The following is a 20,609-nucleotide window of genomic DNA, read 5'->3' on the forward strand; positions in this document are numbered from 1 at the left end:
CTTCGTTGCTCTCGAAGGTTAGAATTTTTTATAGAGGAGGAAATGCGATGAGCTACTTTTTGTCCAAAGCAGGTCTTGATTTTTTCATAGCATTCGGTGTCGTCATAGGCGGCTCCTTGCTCGCTGGAGTAGGTTCCGTATTCATTCTGATGCCGCCTGCGACCACCATGCTGGAGACGGCTGCTAGACTTAAAATATGGGCTATAGTAGCAGCTATCGGCGGTTCCATAGATCCGGTGCGTGTCATTGAAAGCAACTTAACAGCAGGGCAGTTGTCGCCCGCCGCCCAACAGGTTTTGTTTATCGTCTTCGCTTTTCTTGGAGCGCATGTTGGAACGGAGCTCATTCGCCTTATATGCAAAGGAGCAGCGTAGGCGATGCGGCTACCGCCATTTGAACGATATGTAATGGGAATGAAGCTAGCAGGGGTATTGATGCTCGGCATGATTATCGGGGCTATTTTGTATAATTCCATTTACTTAGCACAATTTGAGGCTTTGATTACGTTGAAGAGCGAGCTGGAGGTTAAGCTGGAGCAGTATGAGCAGGATATAAGAAACTTAAACCAATTCAAAAAGCAGCATACCGTTATCAAAAGCGTGCTTCCGAGGATTGAAAAGGAGGCCGGTCAAAATTCAGGCAGGCCGAAGCTTGATCAAGTGACGGAAGCATTGCTAATCAAGCGAATAAAAGAGGATTTGAACAGCTTCCTTGGTCAAAGCATTTACGAGATTGATTCTAATGCCAAATTCGCTAGGAAGCTGCTTGAAACAAAGGTTTATCTGGACGTCAATCACAAAGACTACACCATTGAAGTAAAGACGGTTCTTGTAGCAGATAATGTCCTGCACGTCTGGATTAAAGTACGTGAGTATACGAAGCCCCCTCATTAAGCGCACGGCTCCATTTCGTGGTACAATAGAGCCTGTCTAATCCTGATTTCGTGGCAGCAACTACATACCATAAAGGGGCTATTCTACAATGAACACCGATCAACTTTTGCAATGGCTGTTTGCGCCGGGCATTATTATCACACTCATTCTCTCGGTCATATTCAGCTTCAGGTCGCGCCGCAGCGCTGATGCTAGAACGAGAGGAATCTTCTCCGCTAGAATGAATATCAGCATGGGCGTCATGCTGCTCTTTATTTCATTGGTTCAGCTTTTTTTGTCGGGTGAGTCGACTTTGCGCATTGTCATCGGCGCAGTATTTATGGTGCTTGGAGTGTTTAATCTATTCGCTGGACTTCGCAATCTTGCCGCATACAGCAGGGCAAAGAGCTAGTGAGCCATTCAGCAGCTGTTAATAGGGATCAATCATTTGGGCCGTCATCATCGCCTTGGCGGCCAATCCTTTCGCATCGATAACCTCGATTTCCAGCTTCGTGAATTTACGGCTCATCTCAAGCGCTCTAGGAATAATTGTAATCTCGCTGTCTATTTGGACAGGCCTAACGAAATAGGTCGTCATGCTTTCGAGCAAGTAATCGCGCTTCGCCGTCTCTCGGATCATCCTGCGTGCTGCCTGCGTCATCAGCGTCGCAAGCATGCCTTCCGATGCCATTCCAAGCGCTCCGGACATTTGCGGTGTTATCGTTCCTTTATAAGCCTTTCCCAACATATCTTGACCATTTATGGCTGCATTCGTTTCGGCCATAAAGCCGGTCCACATCAAATCCTCGAACGTTTCTCCCGATTCAGGCTGTTTGCCTGCAAATCGCATCGCATCAAGAACTTCCTGTCTCGTCACAACGCTGAGCAGCTTCCGATGCCGATCAACGATTGGCAATAAGTCAATGCCTTCCGCAGCCATGGTATGTGCTGCCGATGTTACAGTAATGTTGGGCGCGGCTGTAATCGGATGCCTTGTCATCAGCTTATCGACCGTACCTTCATCTGGCGAGCCAACCGCATCCTTCGCTGTCATCATTCCTACTACCTTGCTTCGCTCATCAACGACCGGAAATCGCGAATAGCCGGTTTCGCGCGAAAGCTTATGAAAGTCCATTACGGTTTGTCCCATATGAAGTACATCTGCCGGACGGCTGAAGGTTACAATGTCCTCTATGAGCATAATTTTCCGTTTGATAAGCCGGTCATACATTGCGCGGTTAATCATAGAAGCAACCGTAAACGTATCATGTCTGGAGGAGATAATGGGAAGCGATCTTTCGTTAGCCAGCTCGATAACCTCCTGACTCGGCTCGAACCCGCCTGTAATTAGAACGCCCGCTCCTTCTTCAAGCGCACAAATATGGGCGCCTACACGGTTACCTACGATAAGCAAGCTGCTTTCATCAATATAACGCAGCATCGCATCAAGCTCCATGGCACCAATTACAAATTTATGAAGTGTTTTATCAAGCCCGCTCGCACCGCCGAAGAGCTTGCCTTCCACAATGTCGGCAACCTCGCCAAAGGTGAGCTGGTCTAGCGCTTCCCGACGTTTCCGGTCGATCCGCACCGTTCCAATACGCTCTTTCGTGCTGACAAGCCCGGAGCGTTCCGCTTCCTTGAATGCCTTATAGGCCGTGCCCTCACTGACACTGAGCACCTTCGCTATCGCGCGCACTGATATTTTCGTGCCGATCTTAAGGCTTTGGATATAATTCAGAATCTGTTCATGCTTCGTACTAGTCTCATTGCCAGGTCCAATTGGAGCCATTTCTATTCCTCCGTCCAACAAACAATCATCTCTCTATTATAGGAGATAGCGAGCAACAAGTCATGTTCGTCAGCCGTTTCACAATAAGTTACAGCTGCCACTGCAGTGTTACCTTTTCGACTTTTAAATTCGCATCTACCGCTTGACTGTTCACACCGTTTATTTTCCACTTTTTGAATAGCTGTCCAATGGTATGCACATTAATCGCATCCTCAGCTCCCTCCATAATGAAGGACTGCCAGTCATACTGAATCGGAACTGGGTAACGCAGGGCTTGAATCAGATAGTTTTCATATTCAATGCGCTGTAAGGGAATTTCTTCATATACAGTGGAAAACAGAAATGAGCTTTGCTCACTGTGTGGTCTTGAAATAAGATCAGATTTGAGCTCAATTACATATTCTACAATTTGTGTATGTGGATTAACGCGACAACTGAAAGAGCCGTGAGCGGCCACTGCCTTGTCAATACGATGCGATAAGCGATAAGAAAATCCGACAAGAAATGGAACATTGCAATAATAAGAGCGAACTTTTCTGAAAAACTCAAATTCATCTAGCATTTTCTCAGCCTCCTCGCATCCACATTTACGCCATTGTATATATTATCACCTTTCACTTAATTGGTAAATTAATCCTATAGAGGCAATCATAATAATAGAATGATACTTTTTTACACAATTATAGTAAATAAACCAGCAATTCGTCAATGACTATAGTCACTTAAATTAATATACTCTATAGAATGTTGTTGATAGGCTAGGAAAGCACTATCGTTAGGCTGAGGTGACAAAATGAGTGAGGTTGCAGGGCTGATAGGAGAAAACATTAGACAATTGCGAAAAAAAAGAGGCCTAAGCCAAGAGCAGCTGGCTCTGCGCGCCGATATTAACGCCTCCTATATGGGGCAGGTTGAACGGGGAGAAAAAAATCCGACAATAGATGTGCTCAGTAAAATCGCAACGGCGCTTCAGATGCCGATTGAGCAGATCGTAAATGTCATATCCATAACGAATACCGATGCGGATAAGGGCGATAGCGGATACGTCGATAAAATTGCTCATCAATTGAATGGCCTAAGCTTGAAGGAGCAGGAAGCCGTATATAAATTCGTGAAGCAGCTCGTACAATTTAAGGAATTGAATTAATAACGATGCCTCCTGCTTACATCGGGATGGCCACTTCCAAATGAGAAAAATAGAATGTAATGATATAAGCAGGCAATGAATGCAGTAAAAGAACAGGCTGTCCCAAAAGTAGATAAACTACTTAAGGACAGCCTGTTTTGCGTTATAGCTTTCTCAAATGGCCATAGACCTTCGGATCAACCGTCTCTGTTAAATGGTTTAACCGCTTGTCCTTTATCCACGAACCTTCTTGGTGGCGGAAGCTCTCTCTACCAACCTGCGTTCCCATAGATTGGCCTTGGCACGCTTGATCCGAGCCAGCTCCTTGCGTCTCTCTTCTGTCAGTAAGATCACGTTCACATGCGCAGCTATGATGACAAGCGCGAATCCCAGCCAGAGCATGCCAAACACACTGGACCAATCCCAAGGCGCATTAAGATCAAGACGCGGCAGTGCATAGATAAGCATGGCAAGCGCAATGAGCAAATATAGAATAGAACGGCCCTTCCCCGTCAACATTCCCTCAACTCCTTCAAAGAATCATTAGCGGCTAACTTGTCCGCACTCCCATTCTATGAAGGGTATCGAAGGAATATGACAGCCTTAGTCTACAATCGCCTTCAGCACATCGGATATGATGCGGTTAACATCCTCGAATACGACGGCAAAGCGGCGTTCAGCCTCTAGGAGCTTAGCGATCAACGGATTTAACGTAATGACCTCATAGAGCTTGTTCATCTTTTCCATATCCTCAGCGGACGGCTCTTCTCCTGCCATCATTTTTTGCTGCAAAAAGTTTTGGCGCTCACGGAAATCATCCAGCATCTCCTTCGCTTCGGGATTTGCCTCCGCTTTCTGCTTCGCTTCCTTGAGCAGCTTAGCCTCCTCGCTCTCCTTGAGCGCTTTAGCTAGTTCATAAGCTTTGTCATATATATTCATTGATCTCACTCCAGTTGTATATTTTCTAAATGTAATATAAGCAATCATACTGCTTTAAGGCAAGCAAAGCCAAGTCCCCTATGGAAAAGCTTATGAAAACTACTTTCATCACAGCCGTTTCTGATTCACAAAGGGATAGATGTCCTCATATGATGAAGTAATTCGTGTTATACACCTAATGGCCGCTTACCTCTTATCGTCATCCTCCTGCTTGGAAGGAGATTTATGATGCTCAAATCGAAAGTAGCCGTACAGGTGATCAGCTCCGGCTTGCTTCCAGAAGATACGCTAATGCTTGGCGAAACACTAGTAAAGCAGTATAAGATCCCTCAAGGCCAGCACATCCTCTTAAAATTCGGCGCATTTGCGCAAAATGTTAAGATCATTCCTGTCGCGAAATACGACGGTATCCGGATGAGTCAAAGCTTAGCCAGAAGAATGGGATTGACAGGCGGAGCATCAATCCGGCTGCAGTACAAATCAGGCGCATCCACACTTGTGTTGGGACCATTGATCGGTGTACTCGTCAGCCGTGATTATCCTCATATGCCGGATAAGCCATTTGGCACCATTACTATGTTTTGCAAGGAGCTAGTCGAAGCCTGTGCGGCGCAAGGCGCATACGTTTATTTCTTCACGCCGAATCAAATCGGCAATAGTTACGATGCCGTTGACGGCTGGATCTATTCAGACGGCTGGCGGAAGGCTGAAATGCCCGTGCCTGACGTAGTCAATAACCGCCTCACCTCGCGGAAATTGGAGAACAAACCCAGCGTACAACATTTCATGAAAGAAGTAAAACAGAAGCATCAAACGGCCGTTTTCAACGAAAAGTTTTTGGATAAAACCGAGGTTTTCGATGCATTGAAAAAGGACGAATCGTTAGTTCGTTATTTGCCAGAGTCCCATTTGCTCCGCAATTATACGCTGCTGAAATCGATGTGCTCGCGTTACAGCAATGTTTTTCTAAAGCCGGTGCGCGGCAGCTTAGGCAAAGGAATCATTCGTATCGTGCGACTGGATCCCAACAACTACCAAGTCTTGTACGCAACCGCAGCAGGTACACGCAAACAGCAATACACGAGTTTAGTGAAGCTCTTCTCAACCATTTCCACCAAAATGAAAACCGTCAGATATCAAATTCAGCAGGGCTTGCAGCTGATTGAAATTCAAAAAAGACCGGTCGATTTCCGAGCGCTTGTGCAAAAAAACAAAGCGGGCAAATGGGCGATTACGTCCATCGTTGCAAGAACAGCCGGCAATCATCATTTCGTCTCAAATTTAGCGCGCGGCGGCACGCTCAGTACCGCTTTAGAGGCTGTAACCAAATCGAATCTCCTGCCCAGCATCAGCAGACAAGATACGGTACAGCGCTTGCAGCAGGCTGCGCTCAATATCGCACGCGGCGTAGACATGCAAATCCCCGCCCACTTTGGAGAGCTTGGCATCGACTTAGCTCTCGATACGAACGGTCGTGTATGGCTGCTTGAGGTTAATTCGAAGCCATCCAAAAACGATAACACGCCGCTTAATGATAATAAAATCCGTCCATCCGTTCGCATGATGGTCCAATACTCCCGATTTCTATCGGGCTTTTAATGGAGGGTCACATGCACGCAAAAGCCGTCATATTGGGTATCGTCGTTGCGTTTATTAACCAAATAGCGGAAGGCTCTGATACGTATCCGGTACTGCTGGAGCCTTCATTCTACCGCGCGCTCAGCAACGCTGCTGAGCAGCATGGCATAGATCTATATGTATTTACCGCAGCGGACTATCAGCCGCGAACGGGGCAATTACAGGGCTATCGCTTTCATCAGAATCGGTTTGTCCGCCAATCCGTTCCGCTGCCTGATGTCATCTATGACCGCTGCTTCTTTACAAATGCCGATCAACGACAAAACTGCCGAAAAATGCTGGCTTCCATAAAGCTGCAGAAGCCCTATCAGATGCTTAATGCGGTACTTCCTGCAAAGCTTGGCGTTTATCATGCTCTCAAGGAGGATGACAGACTGAAACCATATTTGCCAATTACTTCAGGCTATCAATCCTCAGACCAACTTATGAAACTTATGCAGCTCCATGCAGCTGGCGTTGTACTGAAGCCTGCTTCCGGCATGCAGGGAAGAGGCCTCCTTCACGCCAAGCACTGCCAGCACGAGCAGTCCGTTCACGTTAATGGTCGCACGAAGCAAAACCAGCCCTTTACCATTACATTTGCACATATTGACAAGTTTAAGCACTGGATCAACCGTATTGTTTCTCAGACAGCTTATTTAATCCAGCCTTATTTAGAGCTGAGCGATGACGATGGAAAGCCATTTGATATTAGAGTGCTTCTACAGAAAGATAGCCAGGGAAAGTGGGCGTCCACTGGAGCAGCAGCACGTTCGGGGAAAACAGGCTCGCTGACGTCTAATCTGCATGGCGGCGGTGAAGCGCGCTCGGCCTTGCAGCTGCTGACCAACAAATTTGACAGAGCCAAAGCCGAACATTTACTAGAAACAATCCATACAATAAGCAAGCAAACAGCAGAACGAATAGAAGATGTATTCGGCAGATTTGCCGAACTGGGGTTAGATTTCGGCATCGATAAGGGTGGCCGGGTATGGTTGATCGAAGTGAACTCGAAGCCAGGCCGGTCCGCCTTCCGACTCATAAGCGACCAGAAGGCGGAGCATCTCTCCATAGAGAGGCCCCTCTTGTACGCACGATTACTTTCGAGGCGTTTAAAGCCGTCCTTTGTAGCCAATGAAACCGCAAACGGCCGTTCCTATTATTTGAAGACAGCTCATCCATTACGGCCTTTCAACGTTCAGGAGGTTCATCAATGAGTTTGACAACTTGTAACGTACATTTCTCCCAGCAGCCCAATAAAATCATTTATTTGTCCAGCCCGTTGCTGAAGCATTTAAAGCTATCCGGCAAAAAGTCGGTTCAACTCAAGCTAGGCAACGAAGTTATTAACGCAGAGATCAAGCAGCTTAAGCGGTCCGGCAATCATTTATATTTATCTGCCGGCGTCCGCCAATCCATTAGAGTACCGAAATCCGGAAATGTATATGTGCTTAATTCCGGAGAGAATGAAGTTCAGCTTGGGCCCCTCGTTGGGATACTAAGCGATAACGCAATACGTTCCGAAAGCAATCCTTTTGGCCCACGCACCGGATTCATCAAGCAGGTCATTCGAACCGGCGAGCACAAAGCTTATATTTTCGGATTTACACCAAGTGATATTAACTGGCAGCAGGAAACGATCAACGGCTATTTTCTGAATTCACAGGGCGGCTGGTATCGCAAAATCATCCCCTTACCTGATGTCGTCTATAATCGTCTTCCGAGCCGCAAAGCAGAAACATCCGCATCCATCAACGCATTGCGCGAGAGATTCGTACGCCGCAAAATTCCTTTTTTCAACTGGAGCTTCTTCAATAAAGCTGATGTATATAAGCTGCTTGACAATGATCCGGAAGCGCTGAATCATTTGCCTGAATCCGTATCAGGGCCCTCTTCGGAAAAGATAAAGGAAATGCTCGAAAAACATCAGTTTCTTTACTTCAAGCCGACAGCAGGCAGTCTCGGAGTGGGCATTTACCGACTTACCTATAACCCAAAGCGCGGTTATTTCGCACGCTATCGCAAAGGCAGTCAAAATGTACTCCTGCGCTTCACGAACTTCAACAGCTTAATGCGAATGCTGCAGGCGAAGCACGGCAGCAGCTTAAATCATTACGTCATCCAACAAGGCATACGATTAGTAGAGATCGACAACTGCCCGCTCGATTTCCGCTTTCATATGCATAAGAACGGCAAGAACGAGTGGGTACCCGCTGGTATTGGGGCGAAGAAGGCTGGCCGGGGCAGCGTGACAACACATGTTAAAAACGGCGGTTCCCTTATGACACCCGAACATGCGCTCAGCAAAACCTTCGGCAGTAAAGCAGATGAGGTTTTAGAGAAAGCCAAAAGTGCTGCAGTCAAGCTATCTGAGGCTATAGAAAGGAACTATCCGCATCGACTTGGTGAGCTTGGACTTGATATCGGCATCGACAAGGACGGTGAGGTATGGATGTTTGAAGCGAATGCTAAGCCCGGCAGATCGATCTTCAAGCATCCTGCTCTCCGTTCGGAAGGGCGTGCTTCCCTAACTTATATATTTGAGCATTGCATGTATCTCAGCCGCTTTCAAAACCAGGGAGGTAATGGCTGATGAACAGCTCGCTCTCAGAAGAATCAGACTACAAAGAGCTCCGTTCAGGCAGACCGGTACTCGCCATTTTGACGATTGATGATGACGCTCAGCTCTTCCGAGGTAATCGAAGCAACTTTGTTGATTTGATTCGAACCGGCCAGTCCATGGGGTTTATCGTCTATGTGGTAACTGTAAAAAATCTGCATCTGACAAAAAACAGCTTAAAGGGTTTCATATTCAATGAGGAATCCGGAAGCTGGCTGCAGCGGTTTCTTCCGTTTCCGAATATTATTTATAACCGAATCCCGCAGCGAGAGGATGAAATGCTGCCTGCCGTCAAGCAGAAGATTGCTGCCTGCCAAAAGCATCCTCAAGTGAAGCTGTTTAATCCTTCCTTCTTCAATAAGTGGGATTTATTCGAATGGCTTCGCCGTTCCAAATCAACTAAATCTTATATTCCGCTAACTCGCAAGCTTGTTACGGCGACAGGTCTTGGCCGGATGATGCGGAAGCATCCTTATCTATATTTAAAGCCAGAGAGCGGCAAGGCAGGCAAAGGCATCATGACTATAAAGGTTATAGCTGAGAAGCAGCTGCCTTATCGATTAAAAATTCAAGAAAACAAAAAGAGCGCTACGTATAATTGCTCAAACATTAATAAGCTGTGGAGCCGCATTCAGAAGCAAAGCGGAGGCGAGGCCTATATTGCCCAACAGGGCATTAAGCTAGCTTCCTTCCAGGAACGAAGCTTTGATCTGCGGGCTCTCGTTCAAAAAAACCAACGAGGGCAATGGGATATTACCGGAATCGGCGCACGTATAGCAGGTGCTTCAAGTATAACTACCCATGTTCCACGCGGCGGCATGATCGAAGATCCAGAGAAGCTGCTCGTACACTCATTCAATGAGGAGCAAGCGCGTAAGCTATTAATAAAAGCAAAAAACACTGCCGTGCTAATTGCCAAGCAAATCGAGCGTGCCTCAGGACAGCTTCTTGGGGAGATGTCGATGGATTTAGGGATAGACAGCGTTGGTAATATGTGGTTTTTCGAAGCTAATTCCAAGCCCATGAAATTTGATGAACCGCATATTCGCCAGAAATCATTAGAACGTATTTTTCATTATGGAGCCTACTTGGCCAAATTAAAATCGGAAAAAGCAGGAGGCGCATAACGTGGAACTGGAGCTGCTTACACCGGAAGCATGGGTTTTGGAACAAAAGAGGCTTATCGGCTATGCCATTCGATTCGGAGATAAACGGCTCGCAGTTTCAACGATTCATGCGCTGCGCAAGCTGGATGCGGCAGAGCTTATTGACGAAGGTCCGAATCAGCCCTGCCATGCGGTTGTTGTTGTCGCCAAGCAGGGCAGCCGTATCAGCGGCTTCGGTTTTGCCTCAGGCAACGGTGAGGATGGCTGTATGGTTGTTGTTCATCCTGAGGCAAGAAGCCTTGGGATTGGCAGCGCTATTGTACAAGCGATGATTGATCGCATTGGCCATCTCACTTGTAATGTTGCCACAGATAATACTGCCAGCATGGCGATTTGCTTTCGGCTTGGCATGACTGCCGTATCCATGCATAGAGGCCCGACAGGCAAACCAACGCTCCGTTTCGAAAGGAGAACCTCAAATGGCACAGCCCGTCCTAGGCATTCTGACTTTGTACCTCAATGAAGCAGGCATGCTGGAGGAGAAATCCATTTATCAGAAGATGACTTCAGCTGGACGAAAGCTAGGACTTCGCGTTTTTGTATTCACGCCAAAGGACGTTAACTATAAGAAGAATTTAATTTATGCCCTCTTTTATGATCCAGTCGAAGCGACCTGGTCGCGTAAGTGGACTTCATTCCCCAATCTTATTTATGATCGGTGTCGTATTCAACGCACATACCGTTTCGAACAGCTTAAGCAATTTCGCGCCCGATATGGCTTCCTCAACTATCTCAATCGCCCTCTTCGCAACAAATGGACGATACACCGCATCCTCTCGAAGGATGCACGCTTCAAGAGCCATCTTCCTTCTACCCGCTATATTGAGTCCACTCGCGACGTAGTTGAAATGCTCAAGAAATACCCACTCCTCTATCTCAAGCCTATTAATGGCACCGGAGGCCGAGGAATTCTCCGTATTGAGAGACATAAGGATGGCTTGCTTCATATTCAAGGACGCGATCAATCAAGGCGCATCATCAAACCCCAGCAAATTACTCCTTCCGCTCTAGGCAGCTATTTGGCTCCTTGGAACTTGAGAGGGAATCGATATATCGCCCAGCAGGGCATTCAAATTAAATTAAATAGCGGGCGCGTGCATGATTACCGAATGCTGGTTCAAAAAAACGGTGAGGGCTTATGGGAAGTGACCGGCTGCGCGGGAAGAATAGGAGGGGCTGGCAGCATTACATCCAACCTTCACGGCGGAGGCCATGCTTCCACAATGGAGACCCTACTGAAGGATTGGCTGCGCGATGAATCGAAGATCGAAACGGTAAAGGAAGAGGCAGCGAAGCTAGGTGTTGGCATAGCTGCTTATCTAGAGATGAGCTACGGAAGATTATGCGAGCTCGCCCTTGATCTTGCCATTGACCGCAAGGGAGGTATTTGGCTCCTAGAGGTGAATCCGAAGCCTGCTCGAGAGGTGTTTGCCCAAGCGGGTGAGAAAGAGGTTTACCGTAATGCAATCATTAGACCATTAGAATATGCACTTTGGCTTCATAACCAGAAGCAGCGAAGGAAGGGCAAGGAGAAGCTAAGCGCCCATCGAGATACACGTACCGAAAATGAAATGAAATCTGAACATCTTTCATACCCATATTCATATTAATCCAAATCAAGTCGAGCAGGAGAGCTATTCCTGCTCGACTATTTTGATTCTTGACCCGCTGCTGCGTTCTTATTTACATTACTCCAGCAATCCAATCAAGTCGCGGAAATCAGAAATAAGCACATCAGCGCCTTCCAGCTCCGATGACCGTCCGTAAGTCGCATAAGCACAGCCAATTGCCGGCAGACCGTTGCCTTTGGCAGCTTCCACATCAGATGAACGATCTCCCACCATCCAAGCGGTTTGAATACGGTGATCCTTGAGCAAGCGGGCAACTAAATCAACCTTGCTTGCGGTAGCATACTCACCTGCACTATATAGTCCATCGAATAGTTCAGCTATACCTTTGAAGCGAGCAACACCTTTCACATACTCTTCAAGTCCGTTGCTTGCGACAAACAGCTTTATTCCACGTTCCTTGAGTATGCGAAGCGTCCCTTCCACATGTGCGTACAGTTCTCCTTCACCAGCCGCTAGACCTTCCAGTTCGTACTGCAGAAGCAATTCATCAGCACGTTTGCGGGCAGCCTCTGTACTTTCCGGCATAACTTGCCGCCAAATATCCTCCAGCAGCATGCCGAGACAGCTGAGTAATTTATCTACAGGCGGTGTTGGAAGCATATACAACTGTTCCTCGCGAAGAGTTTCAAACACACGTTGATGGACTAGCACTAATAACGTATCGGTTTCAAATAATGTTCCATCCATATCGAATATAACAGCCTCTGGCTTTACAAGCTTTTGCTGGCTCATAGATGTCACCCCTTTCCATGTCTGTCCCTATCATACTGGAATTGTAGAAATGATCGCAAGCTTTTAAATGGCCGCAAACAGCTTCTTATTCCCTTGCAAACCGTGATGCAGGCAGCATGGCGATTCGACCTAGCGTATAAGGGCCCAAATAGGAGCCGCTTGCCAAAAATACAGGATTCAGAAGAATTCGATGCACCTCTGTCATAAATACAGTATCGTGAGTGATTGTTTTCATTACGGCCTCTGCTAAAATGACAAAAAGCAAAAATAAGGCAACAACAGCTGCTGCATTAAACAATCGGCTTGCCATCTTACTGGCATAACTCGCCCAACCGATAATAGCTGCCCCAATAGCGAGAACTGCTCCAATCATAATCATTCATATCCTCCTCCTTGCTGACAGCTTCGGTTTTTTTCATTTCTCTTAAACACAGATGTACGGTTTAAACATGCTTTATGAATAAATAAGCAGTAGGTTGTTTACATATGATAGAGAAACTCCGTATGAAATATCGGTTGGGAGGTATTTACGATGAAAAATAGTTATCGATGGTGGAATATCATTGGTCTTACTGCGATGCTAGCCGTTAACGGATTAGCAGAGTGGCTTCCAATTAACGGAAAAACGACCGGTGAATTATCGGCTAAATATCCAGTGCTCATTACTCCGGCACCCTACGCTTTTTCCATATGGTCGATCATTTATCTATTGCTTATCGGATTTGTTGCTTACCAGCTTAGACCGCGTACCGCTCAAAGCAGCATTGTTCAAAGCATAGGGCCCTGGTTCTTAATCAGCTGCTTGCTAAATATGGCATGGATTCTTGTCTGGCATTATGAGCGTTTGAACAGCAGTGTGTTCGTAATGTTCGCCTTGCTCCTGTCGCTAATTATCATCTACACAAAAATACGTACTGCGAAAGTTAGAGCTGTCACCGGAGAGCGGCTGCTTGTTTGGCTTCCGTTCAGCATTTATTTAGGCTGGATCAGTACGGCGACAATCGTTAATGTTTCTGTTGCCTTATATGCTGCAAACTGGGATGGATTCGGATTATCTGATATTGCATGGACTATTATTATGCTGATAGCGGCAGGCTGCCTTGCGCTCTTTGTCGGATTCAAGCATTATGATCCCGCTTACACTATTGTGTTGATCTGGTCGTTTATTGCCATAGCGAAGAGAGAAGAACAACAGTCCGATATTATACTCGCTGCATTAATTGGAGCTTGTGTGCTGGCGGTTGCCGCTGTCTTCATACTGATTCAAGCAAGTAAAAGCAAAAAGATAACATATTGATAAATATAACCGGATATGTCAAACTGTTTGGTGGGTGTTATGATCAATTTTCCCCAGCAGGAGAGGACGTGACGGTTTACGAATGGCAAAATGGCTGCTTCGTTCTATGACTGAATTAAGCTCGCGCAAATGGATATCCAGAATAACCGGGAAATTCGCGCAATCGGCTGCAAGCCGTGGGTTTATTTCTCGTTTCGCTAAGACTTACGGCATTAGAATAGAGGATGCGGAGAAGCCCTTATCCCAATATAAGACATTAAATGAATTTTTCACGAGAAGGCTGAAGCCTGGACTTAGAGAGATTCATACAGGCGAAGACTCCCTTGTCAGCCCTGTCGATGCGCTCATAACAGGCGCAGGTCCTATAAGCAGCGGCACAATTCTGAACGTCAAAGGACAGAATTATACGATTGTTGAGCTTCTTAACCAGTCTCCTCGAACAGCAAACTATATGAACGGTTATTACATCGTTCTTTATTTAAGTCCAACTGACTATCATCGTATTCATTCGCCGGTCAACGGTCGCATTGTAGAACGGGAGCATGTGCCCGGCAAAGTTTATCCGGTAAATGATTTTGGATTGCGTCATATGCGCAGGGTGCTCAGCCGGAATGAACGGCTCATTACGTATATGCGTCATGATTTTGGAGAGACCGCTGTCGTAAAGGTTGGCGCTATGAACGTAAGCAGTATCCAGTATGTATTACCACTGCAGGATCACTTGTCAAAGGGTGATGAGCTTGCCTACTTTGAGTTTGGCTCGACGGTCGTGCTTCTGATGGAAGATGGGACGTTCAATCCTCGTGAAGAAGGGTTGCTCGGAAAGAAAGTAAGCATGGGGGAAAAACTAGGCTTACTTGAGCAACGATAGCTTTACCGTGCAGACAATATTACGAAATTCAAATAACCCGCTTCCGAATTATTTACCCGGAAGTGGGTTATTTGTGCTTCCTATCTAATTTCTGAAGGGCTTCGCCCCGTATATTGCTTGAATTGACGGCTGAAAAAAAAGATATCTCGATAACCAAGCGCGTCCGCTACCTCAGTTACATTCATCCCCGCATGCATCAGCAAATGCTGGGCACGTTCAATTCTAGTCCGGATCATATAGGTTTGAACGGACATCCCTAGCATCTCTTTGAATTTCATCGAGAAATACCGCGGCGATAGCCCGGCGCGCATCGCCAAATCCTCCACCCGATGAGCGATGCTTGGATTCTGGCGTACATAGTTGGCCACCTCATGAATAGCCTCAGTCAGCTGATTGCTCGCTTTCTTCTCAACAGGCAGCTGCTTGTCCTCACGCAGCAAATGAATCATGAGCTGCTTCAACACGAGCTGCGCCTCTTCTTCTGCAGCATACGTCTTGACGAGAAACAATCGCACATAGCGCGAAAGCATATACTCGAAGTCAACCGTATCGGTGAGCTGTCTATATCGATTAGGTATGGCATCCATCTTCTCGTGAATGGCAAAGTGTATATAAGTCAAAACGAGAGGACGCTGCGGATTATGAGTAGCGCTGGTGTAATCATCAGGCCGAAATAAAAAGCAGCTGCCGGGTCCAACCTCGTAATGTGTGCCATTGACTTCTACTTCCCCTTCACCGCTCCATACATAGAATAAATCATAATTAGGCATCGGCTTCTCGCGTCTCGCCCATCTCCACCCCGGCTCGCATACGATCTTAGCAAATGCCGGCATAAGGACAAACGATTCAGGCGAAATATGCAGCATCGGTCTACCTCCCGTGTAAATCTATGCCGTCATCATACAACAGTAATAATATTTAAGGCAAGCTGTCTCTCTTTCCGAAAAAATTTCCACTGAGAATGGTTTGCGGTGTATAAAAAATGTTATAATAGCACCCGAAAGCTGAAAAAATCGACTTAAGTCGGCGATCCTATTTCTCATGATCATACTCAAGTACAAATGAAACTATTCGGAAGGATGGCATAAGATCCATGAACCCAATTGCTCAGCAGTTAAACGAGACGTTACAAACAGAAAACTCGAACGTCTATGAAATGTTGTCAGCTTTAGGAAAAGCGATTTATTTCCCAAAGGAGGGCATACTCAGTCAATCCGCCGAAGCGAAGACGAAGGCAACCAAATTTAATGCAACAATCGGAATTGCTACAGAAGGCGGACAGCCTATGCATCTCAAGGTCATTCAAGAGACGCTTACTGCTTACAATCCGAAAGATATATATGAATACGCACCACCTGGAGGCAAACCAGAGCTCCGCGCTGCTTGGCGCACCAAAATGCTGAAGGAGAATCCTTCTCTTGAAGTAAAGGGCTTCGGAACTCCTATCGTTACAAACGCTTTGACACATGGTCTTAGCATTGTAGCGGATTTATTCGCAGATGCTGGCGATGCAGTCATTATTCCAAATAAAAATTGGGAAAATTACGAGTTGACCTTCGGCGTTCGCCGCGGTGCAGAAATTGTAGAATATCCACTCTATAACGAGCAAACTCGTTTTAATAGCGAAGGCCTTCGCGAAGCTATGCTTGCCCAGAAGGATAAAGGAAAAGTAATCGTAATACTCAATTTCCCGAATAATCCTACAGGCTATACGCCAGACCCGGCAGAAGGCGAGGAAATTATTGCCGCTATCCGCGATGCCGCAGAAGCTGGAATCAATGTCGTAGCAGTAACAGACGATGCCTATTTTGGTCTGTTCTTCGAAGATTCCTTGCAGGAGTCATTGTTCTCCAAGCTTGCAGAGCTTCACCCGCGCGTGCTTGCTGTGAAGGTAGACGGAGCAACAAAAGAAGAATATGTATGGGGCTTCCGTGTAGGCTTTATAACTTATGCATCTAAATCTGCTGCAACTTTGAATGTGCTGGAGCAAAAAACGCTGGGCATTATTCGCTCTACGATCTCAAGCGGTCCTCATCCTTCACAAACCTTCGTATTGCGCGCTTTGAATTCACCTGAATTCGAGTTACAAAAAGCGGAGAAATACGACATTATGAAGGGTCGTGCGAATCGCGTGAAGGCATTGCTCGACAGCGGCCGTTATGGCGATGTATGGAGCTACTACCCATTCAACTCCGGTTACTTTATGTGCCTCAAGCTTAGCGGTGTAACTGCTGAGACTGTACGTGTGCATTTGCTTAATCAATATGGCATTGGTACGATCGCTCTTGGAGAAACTGACCTCCGTGTCGCGTTCTCCTGTATCGAGGAAGAAAATCTTGAAGAGCTTTATGATACAATCTTTAAAGCGGTCAGCGAATTGATTGCTGAGCAAGCTTAAGAGCGAGCACTGAAATGAAACACCCCTGAAGGATGCTTGTCTACTCATTAGACGACTCGCATTCCTCAGGGGTGTTTTTGGATCATAACGGACAAATCGATTTATTCCTCATCCTCATCTGCAAGCATCTTCTTCCGCAAGCGTGCAGGTCGAATGGACATATATACAAGCAATATAGCGCCAGCAGTCAGTGATGGCAGATATACATTGGACAAGGCTAGCGGCAGCTCTGCGAATATCCAAAGCACTGCAGCGCATATGACCATAGCTAGACGATCCACCTTTACATACTGCTCCACACGTTGTTTTTCAGGCAAGGGATATACATGCTTCCATACGGAATAACGATGAACATGACGCAGCCCCCCTAATTGAACGGCTATCAGCCCCATAAAAATCGCAAATACGATTATACAGCCCCAGCCGGATAGAGAAACGGCTTCCGAGAACCAGTACGTAATTAAACAGCCGAGAAACAGCAGCCTCAGGATAATGCCTCCCATTTCTGTTCTCAACAGTGCCGCTGTAAACAAATAAACAAATGTATTCCGGTTCGAATATGGTATCACACCAAGCAGCCATGTTAGGTACGAGCGCTTAGCAACACTCGATGGAAGTGTTGGAACGTCAATAAACAATCCAAAAAAAACATAATAACGCTTACGCGTACGTGCTTCTTCCTCAATAAGTCTTTCCCAAGGGAAACGATGCCGAGCAGGAAGACGATAAATGAAAAATAACAATAAGCCTACTAATACTGTAAAAACCGCTGCTTGCCATGCGAGACAAGTCAGCCATGCCGCTAGCAGAAGTGCAGTTCCGGCCCAGCGAAGCAACCGCATCAGCCTTCTCATCCCAGGCCAAGCGATTTGACGTTCTCTCCATGCTCCCCACACATTCCCTGCCTTCAATACTGCAGCAGCCAACGCAAGCAGCCATCCCCCGCTAACTGCGGGTCCTTGATTATATATCGGCAAATAGAGCAGTATCACAATGGCTGCAAGTATGGAACAGCCCAGCGACGTATGGAGAAAAGAACGTCTCAAATAGCTGTCCATCTCTGCTTCACGCGGCATCATAAATACAATATCGCCTGCCTCTAGCCAGGTTCGCAGAGGGCTCCAGGACAGAACGAGCAATAATGAAACAACACCTACGAGCGTGATCGGAAAGTTTGCAGGCAGGTTGCGAATTAATGATATGTAGCCAATCGCCGAGGATATAAGAATAAGGGACATAAAAGCCGGAAACCCGCTCTGGCCCATATAACGGAAATAAGGCAGCGTTTCCTTACGAAAGGCTTTCGAACGGCGGTTCCATATGGTTTCGAGCGTTCGATCCTCTCCCATTATGAATGGCCTCCAGTAACGAGCTTATAGAAGGCATCCTCCAAGGAGCCGCTGTGCGTTTCCATCCCAGCTGCTTGCCTAACGTCAGCAAGCGTTCCCAAAGCTATAATTTTACCATGATGCATAACGATAAAACGATCACAGTATGCTTCAACCGTTGACAAAATGTGCGAGCTCATTAAAATTGCAGCGCCCTTCTGTTTCACCTCGACAAGCCGTTCCAGCAGCGAACGGATGCCAAGTGGATCTAGTCCAAGAAACGGCTCATCAATGATGTATAAAGGCGGCTCAGCTAATAGCGCATTCATTATCATTACCTTTTGCTTCATGCCTTTAGACAAATGGGAAGCAAATGCTTTGCGCTTGGGAGTCATTTGAAACTGTTCAATCAGGTCTTCTACCCGGTCATCATAGGCGTTGCCAGCTACGCTGTAAGCCATTCCTGTTAATCGCAAATGCTCCTCCACGGTCAGCTCGTCGAACAAAACCGGACTCTCCGGCACGTAGGCAAACGCTGCTCGATACTGCTCCGTGTTTTCCTCAAGCGTAACTCCATCTACCTTGACCGCGCCGGACTGCGGTTTCATTAGACCGAGAATATGCTTGATTGTCGTGCTTTTGCCTGCTCCATTAAGCCCTATTAATCCAACCATTTCGCCTGCTTTCACTTCGAAGGAAATATCGTGCAAAACCGGTCTCTTGGGACTATAGCCACCTGTTAAAGCACTTACCTGCAAAATAGACTCCATTACATCACCTTCAATAATCCGATTTAGTATTAGCTATTAAACAGCATACCGAAAAATCCGCTTAATATCAAAAAAAAGACATCACCGTTAGCGGTGATGCCATGAAAGGTATTTGAATTTTTATTTAATATCAATGGATTTAACGACGTTGTTGTCGCCTTTGACCTGTACAATCTGCCCTGCTTTAAGGAGAGAAGCGTCACCAGTAATGGTCACGTTCGAATCAATGTTGTACTGAAAAACAACGGTCTGTCCATTCTCAACCCGTGTAATAATAATTGTAGAAAGCTTCGCTTGTCCGTTGAATGTTAGGGAGTTAACGATGCCCACTTCGGAGAAAGAAGTTAGAACTGGCGAAGATTTCGTTACTTCAATAAAGACGACCTTATTTTGATATGTCCTTACAAGCACTTCATCTCCAGCGCGAAGAGCGCTTATCGATGCTTTCTTATCATCTCGGAATATGAATACATTGGGATCAAGCGTTAGTGCTTCTTCCGTACTATTCGATTTGACAATCGTAATTTTACCGTCTGATGCTGCGCTCTTCAGCTTCCCGGTGATCGCCTGAGCATCGTGATTCGGCATTTCCGAATCCGTACGATCAAGCAATGCTGCCAGCTCTGCACGTGTAACAGGCTGATTAGGACGGAACGTTTTTCCATTCTTATCGTTATAGCCTGTTATAATCCCTTTCTTAATAGCAAGCGCCACATAGCCGACAGAGCCAGCTGGAATCTCATTTGCATCTTTGAAGTCCAGCTTCGTGTTATTGAGCGCTTTCGCTTCGTTTTCCAGTTTAAGCGCTTTTATAAGAACGATTGTCGACCACAATCTAGTCGCATTCTCTTCTGGCTTAACTTCACTTTCGGTCTCCGAGAACAAATCATTCTCGAGCGCAACAGCTACATAACCAACAGCCCACGGATATTTGTTCTTGATCTTGTTAGCATCTCTGAACTGCAGCTCCGTTTTCATTTCCTCAGCCGATTCCGCTTGAGCGCGCAGACCCATAAGTCTCACAGCTGCAACTAGCGTTTCAACGCGGCTAATTTTTTGATTAGGCTTAAATGTTCCATCCTCATAGCCAGTGAAAACACCTTTGGATGCAAGACGCATAATGTATTCCATTGCCCATTTCAGGTCAGACTCATCCTTGAACTTCCAGGTTACTTTGTACTTATCATCTTTATCATTCTTGTTTTTCTTATCCTCTTGACGACCATTGTCGCGTCCTTTGTCATTCTCTTTCCCTTTACCGCCGTCTGCAAAAGCTGACGATGCTCCGCCTGCAAGCATTAGCAGCGCAAGCGAGGATATTGCTGTCTTTTTCCACATCTTTTGTTTCATCAAGAAAGCCACTCTCCTTTTTTCGATTGCGGCTGTGCCGCTTTTTTTACCTTCGCCCATACGTTTCGGGAGAGGCTAATCGATTTAAGAGGGTGGCTTT

23 protein-coding genes are annotated in these 20,609 nt (G+C 46.4%); 13 read left to right on the top strand and 10 right to left on the bottom strand.

Annotated elements, in window-relative coordinates; translation table 11 throughout:
- Positions 1-47: 47 nt before the first annotated feature.
- From CEF13_RS21420 to CEF13_RS21430, 3 genes are all read left to right on the top strand, one after another.
- Entirely contained in the window at positions 48-374 is a 327-nt protein-coding gene (locus tag CEF13_RS21420) for a YtrH family sporulation protein (RefSeq protein ID WP_102713812.1), read from the top strand.
- Between the two features lie 3 nt (positions 375-377).
- Positions 378-893: a sporulation membrane protein YtrI gene (locus tag CEF13_RS21425; protein ID WP_102713814.1), complete on the top strand. Its 516-nt coding sequence runs from the start codon at positions 378-380 to the stop codon at positions 891-893.
- Positions 894-981: 88 nt separating this feature from the next.
- On the top strand, positions 982-1,284 hold the full coding sequence (locus tag CEF13_RS21430; protein WP_102713816.1) for a YtpI family protein: 303 nt from the start codon (positions 982-984) through the stop codon (positions 1,282-1,284).
- Positions 1,285-1,302: 18 nt separating this feature from the next.
- On the opposite strand, the gene CEF13_RS21435 is transcribed toward CEF13_RS21430, so the two are convergent.
- Both CEF13_RS21435 and CEF13_RS21440 read right to left on the bottom strand, forming a co-directional pair.
- Entirely contained in the window at positions 1,303-2,664 is a 1,362-nt protein-coding gene (locus tag CEF13_RS21435; protein WP_102713818.1) for a DRTGG domain-containing protein, read from the bottom strand.
- Positions 2,665-2,752: 88 nt separating this feature from the next.
- Positions 2,753-3,226: a hypothetical protein gene (locus CEF13_RS21440; RefSeq protein ID WP_102713820.1), complete on the bottom strand. Its 474-nt coding sequence runs from the start codon at positions 3,224-3,226 to the stop codon at positions 2,753-2,755.
- A gap of 231 nt (positions 3,227-3,457) precedes the next feature.
- Here CEF13_RS21440 and CEF13_RS21445 point away from each other — a divergent pair, with 231 nt between their 5' ends.
- A complete protein-coding gene (locus CEF13_RS21445) occupies positions 3,458-3,811 on the top strand; it encodes a helix-turn-helix domain-containing protein (protein ID WP_102713822.1) in 354 nt (117 codons plus the stop codon).
- A 213-nt stretch (positions 3,812-4,024) separates the two neighbouring features.
- Here CEF13_RS21445 and CEF13_RS21450 read toward each other — a convergent pair whose 3' ends face one another.
- Positions 4,025-4,309, bottom strand: a complete 285-nt coding sequence (locus CEF13_RS21450) for a hypothetical protein (protein WP_102713824.1) — start codon at positions 4,307-4,309, stop codon at positions 4,025-4,027.
- An 84-nt stretch (positions 4,310-4,393) separates the two neighbouring features.
- A complete protein-coding gene (locus CEF13_RS21455) occupies positions 4,394-4,729 on the bottom strand; it encodes a YlbF/YmcA family competence regulator (protein ID WP_102713826.1) in 336 nt (111 codons plus the stop codon).
- A gap of 228 nt (positions 4,730-4,957) precedes the next feature.
- On the opposite strand from CEF13_RS21455, the gene CEF13_RS21460 reads away from it, so the two are divergent.
- From CEF13_RS21460 to CEF13_RS21485, 6 genes are read left to right on the top strand one after another with little or no spacing between them, the layout of a single operon-like run.
- Positions 4,958-6,328 carry a YheC/YheD family endospore coat-associated protein gene (locus CEF13_RS21460; RefSeq protein ID WP_102713828.1) on the top strand — a complete coding sequence of 457 codons (1,371 nt, stop codon included), beginning with the start codon at positions 4,958-4,960 and terminating at the stop codon, positions 6,326-6,328.
- An 11-nt stretch (positions 6,329-6,339) separates the two neighbouring features.
- Positions 6,340-7,563: a YheC/YheD family endospore coat-associated protein gene (locus CEF13_RS21465; protein ID WP_166742744.1), complete on the top strand. Its 1,224-nt coding sequence runs from the start codon at positions 6,340-6,342 to the stop codon at positions 7,561-7,563.
- Positions 7,560-8,939, top strand: a complete 1,380-nt coding sequence (locus CEF13_RS21470; protein ID WP_102713832.1) for a YheC/YheD family endospore coat-associated protein — start codon at positions 7,560-7,562, stop codon at positions 8,937-8,939. The genes CEF13_RS21465 and CEF13_RS21470 overlap by 4 nt, the downstream gene beginning before the upstream one ends.
- A complete protein-coding gene (locus tag CEF13_RS21475; protein WP_102713834.1) occupies positions 8,939-10,093 on the top strand; it encodes a YheC/YheD family endospore coat-associated protein in 1,155 nt (384 codons plus the stop codon). The genes CEF13_RS21470 and CEF13_RS21475 overlap by 1 nt, the downstream gene beginning before the upstream one ends.
- Position 10,094: 1 nt before the next feature.
- The gene (locus tag CEF13_RS21480) at positions 10,095-10,595 is read left to right on the top strand and encodes a GNAT family N-acetyltransferase (RefSeq protein WP_102713836.1); all 501 of its coding nucleotides are present in this window, start codon (positions 10,095-10,097) and stop codon (positions 10,593-10,595) included.
- Entirely contained in the window at positions 10,552-11,742 is a 1,191-nt protein-coding gene (locus CEF13_RS21485) for a YheC/YheD family endospore coat-associated protein (RefSeq protein WP_102713838.1), read from the top strand. Before CEF13_RS21480 ends, CEF13_RS21485 begins: the two co-directional genes overlap by 44 nt.
- A gap of 78 nt (positions 11,743-11,820) precedes the next feature.
- Here CEF13_RS21485 and CEF13_RS21490 read toward each other — a convergent pair whose 3' ends face one another.
- Entirely contained in the window at positions 11,821-12,495 is a 675-nt protein-coding gene (locus CEF13_RS21490; RefSeq protein WP_102713840.1) for an HAD family hydrolase, read from the bottom strand.
- Between the two features lie 85 nt (positions 12,496-12,580).
- Positions 12,581-12,874 carry a hypothetical protein gene (locus tag CEF13_RS21495; RefSeq protein WP_102713842.1) on the bottom strand — a complete coding sequence of 98 codons (294 nt, stop codon included), beginning with the start codon at positions 12,872-12,874 and terminating at the stop codon, positions 12,581-12,583.
- 153 nt (positions 12,875-13,027) lie between these two features.
- On the opposite strand from CEF13_RS21495, the gene CEF13_RS21500 reads away from it, so the two are divergent.
- Both CEF13_RS21500 and asd read left to right on the top strand, forming a co-directional pair.
- Complete coding sequence (locus CEF13_RS21500; RefSeq protein ID WP_102713844.1) at positions 13,028-13,792, top strand: tryptophan-rich sensory protein; 765 nt, start codon at positions 13,028-13,030, stop codon at positions 13,790-13,792.
- A gap of 82 nt (positions 13,793-13,874) precedes the next feature.
- Positions 13,875-14,663, top strand: a complete 789-nt coding sequence (gene asd / locus CEF13_RS21505; RefSeq protein ID WP_102713846.1) for an archaetidylserine decarboxylase — start codon at positions 13,875-13,877, stop codon at positions 14,661-14,663.
- 80 nt (positions 14,664-14,743) lie between these two features.
- Here the strand turns inward: asd and CEF13_RS21510 are convergent, their stop codons facing one another.
- Complete coding sequence (locus CEF13_RS21510; RefSeq protein WP_102713848.1) at positions 14,744-15,529, bottom strand: helix-turn-helix domain-containing protein; 786 nt, start codon at positions 15,527-15,529, stop codon at positions 14,744-14,746.
- Between the two features lie 227 nt (positions 15,530-15,756).
- Here CEF13_RS21510 and CEF13_RS21515 point away from each other — a divergent pair, with 227 nt between their 5' ends.
- Complete coding sequence (locus CEF13_RS21515; protein ID WP_102713850.1) at positions 15,757-17,061, top strand: aminotransferase class I/II-fold pyridoxal phosphate-dependent enzyme; 1,305 nt, start codon at positions 15,757-15,759, stop codon at positions 17,059-17,061.
- 101 nt (positions 17,062-17,162) lie between these two features.
- Here CEF13_RS21515 and CEF13_RS21520 read toward each other — a convergent pair whose 3' ends face one another.
- The 3 genes from CEF13_RS21520 to CEF13_RS21530 form a co-directional block, all read right to left on the bottom strand.
- A complete protein-coding gene (locus CEF13_RS21520; protein WP_102713852.1) occupies positions 17,163-18,410 on the bottom strand; it encodes an ABC transporter permease in 1,248 nt (415 codons plus the stop codon).
- Positions 18,410-19,159 carry an ABC transporter ATP-binding protein gene (locus CEF13_RS21525; protein ID WP_102713854.1) on the bottom strand — a complete coding sequence of 250 codons (750 nt, stop codon included), beginning with the start codon at positions 19,157-19,159 and terminating at the stop codon, positions 18,410-18,412. The genes CEF13_RS21520 and CEF13_RS21525 overlap by 1 nt, the downstream gene beginning before the upstream one ends.
- A 120-nt stretch (positions 19,160-19,279) precedes the next feature.
- Positions 19,280-20,509 (bottom strand): S-layer homology domain-containing protein, encoded by a 1,230-nt coding sequence (locus tag CEF13_RS21530; RefSeq protein WP_102713856.1) that lies wholly within the window; start codon positions 20,507-20,509, stop codon positions 19,280-19,282.
- Positions 20,510-20,609: the final 100 nt, after the last annotated feature.

Source organism: Paenibacillus castaneae, from assembly GCF_002884445.1.
GTDB lineage: Bacteria > Bacillota > Bacilli > Paenibacillales > Paenibacillaceae > Pristimantibacillus > Pristimantibacillus castaneae.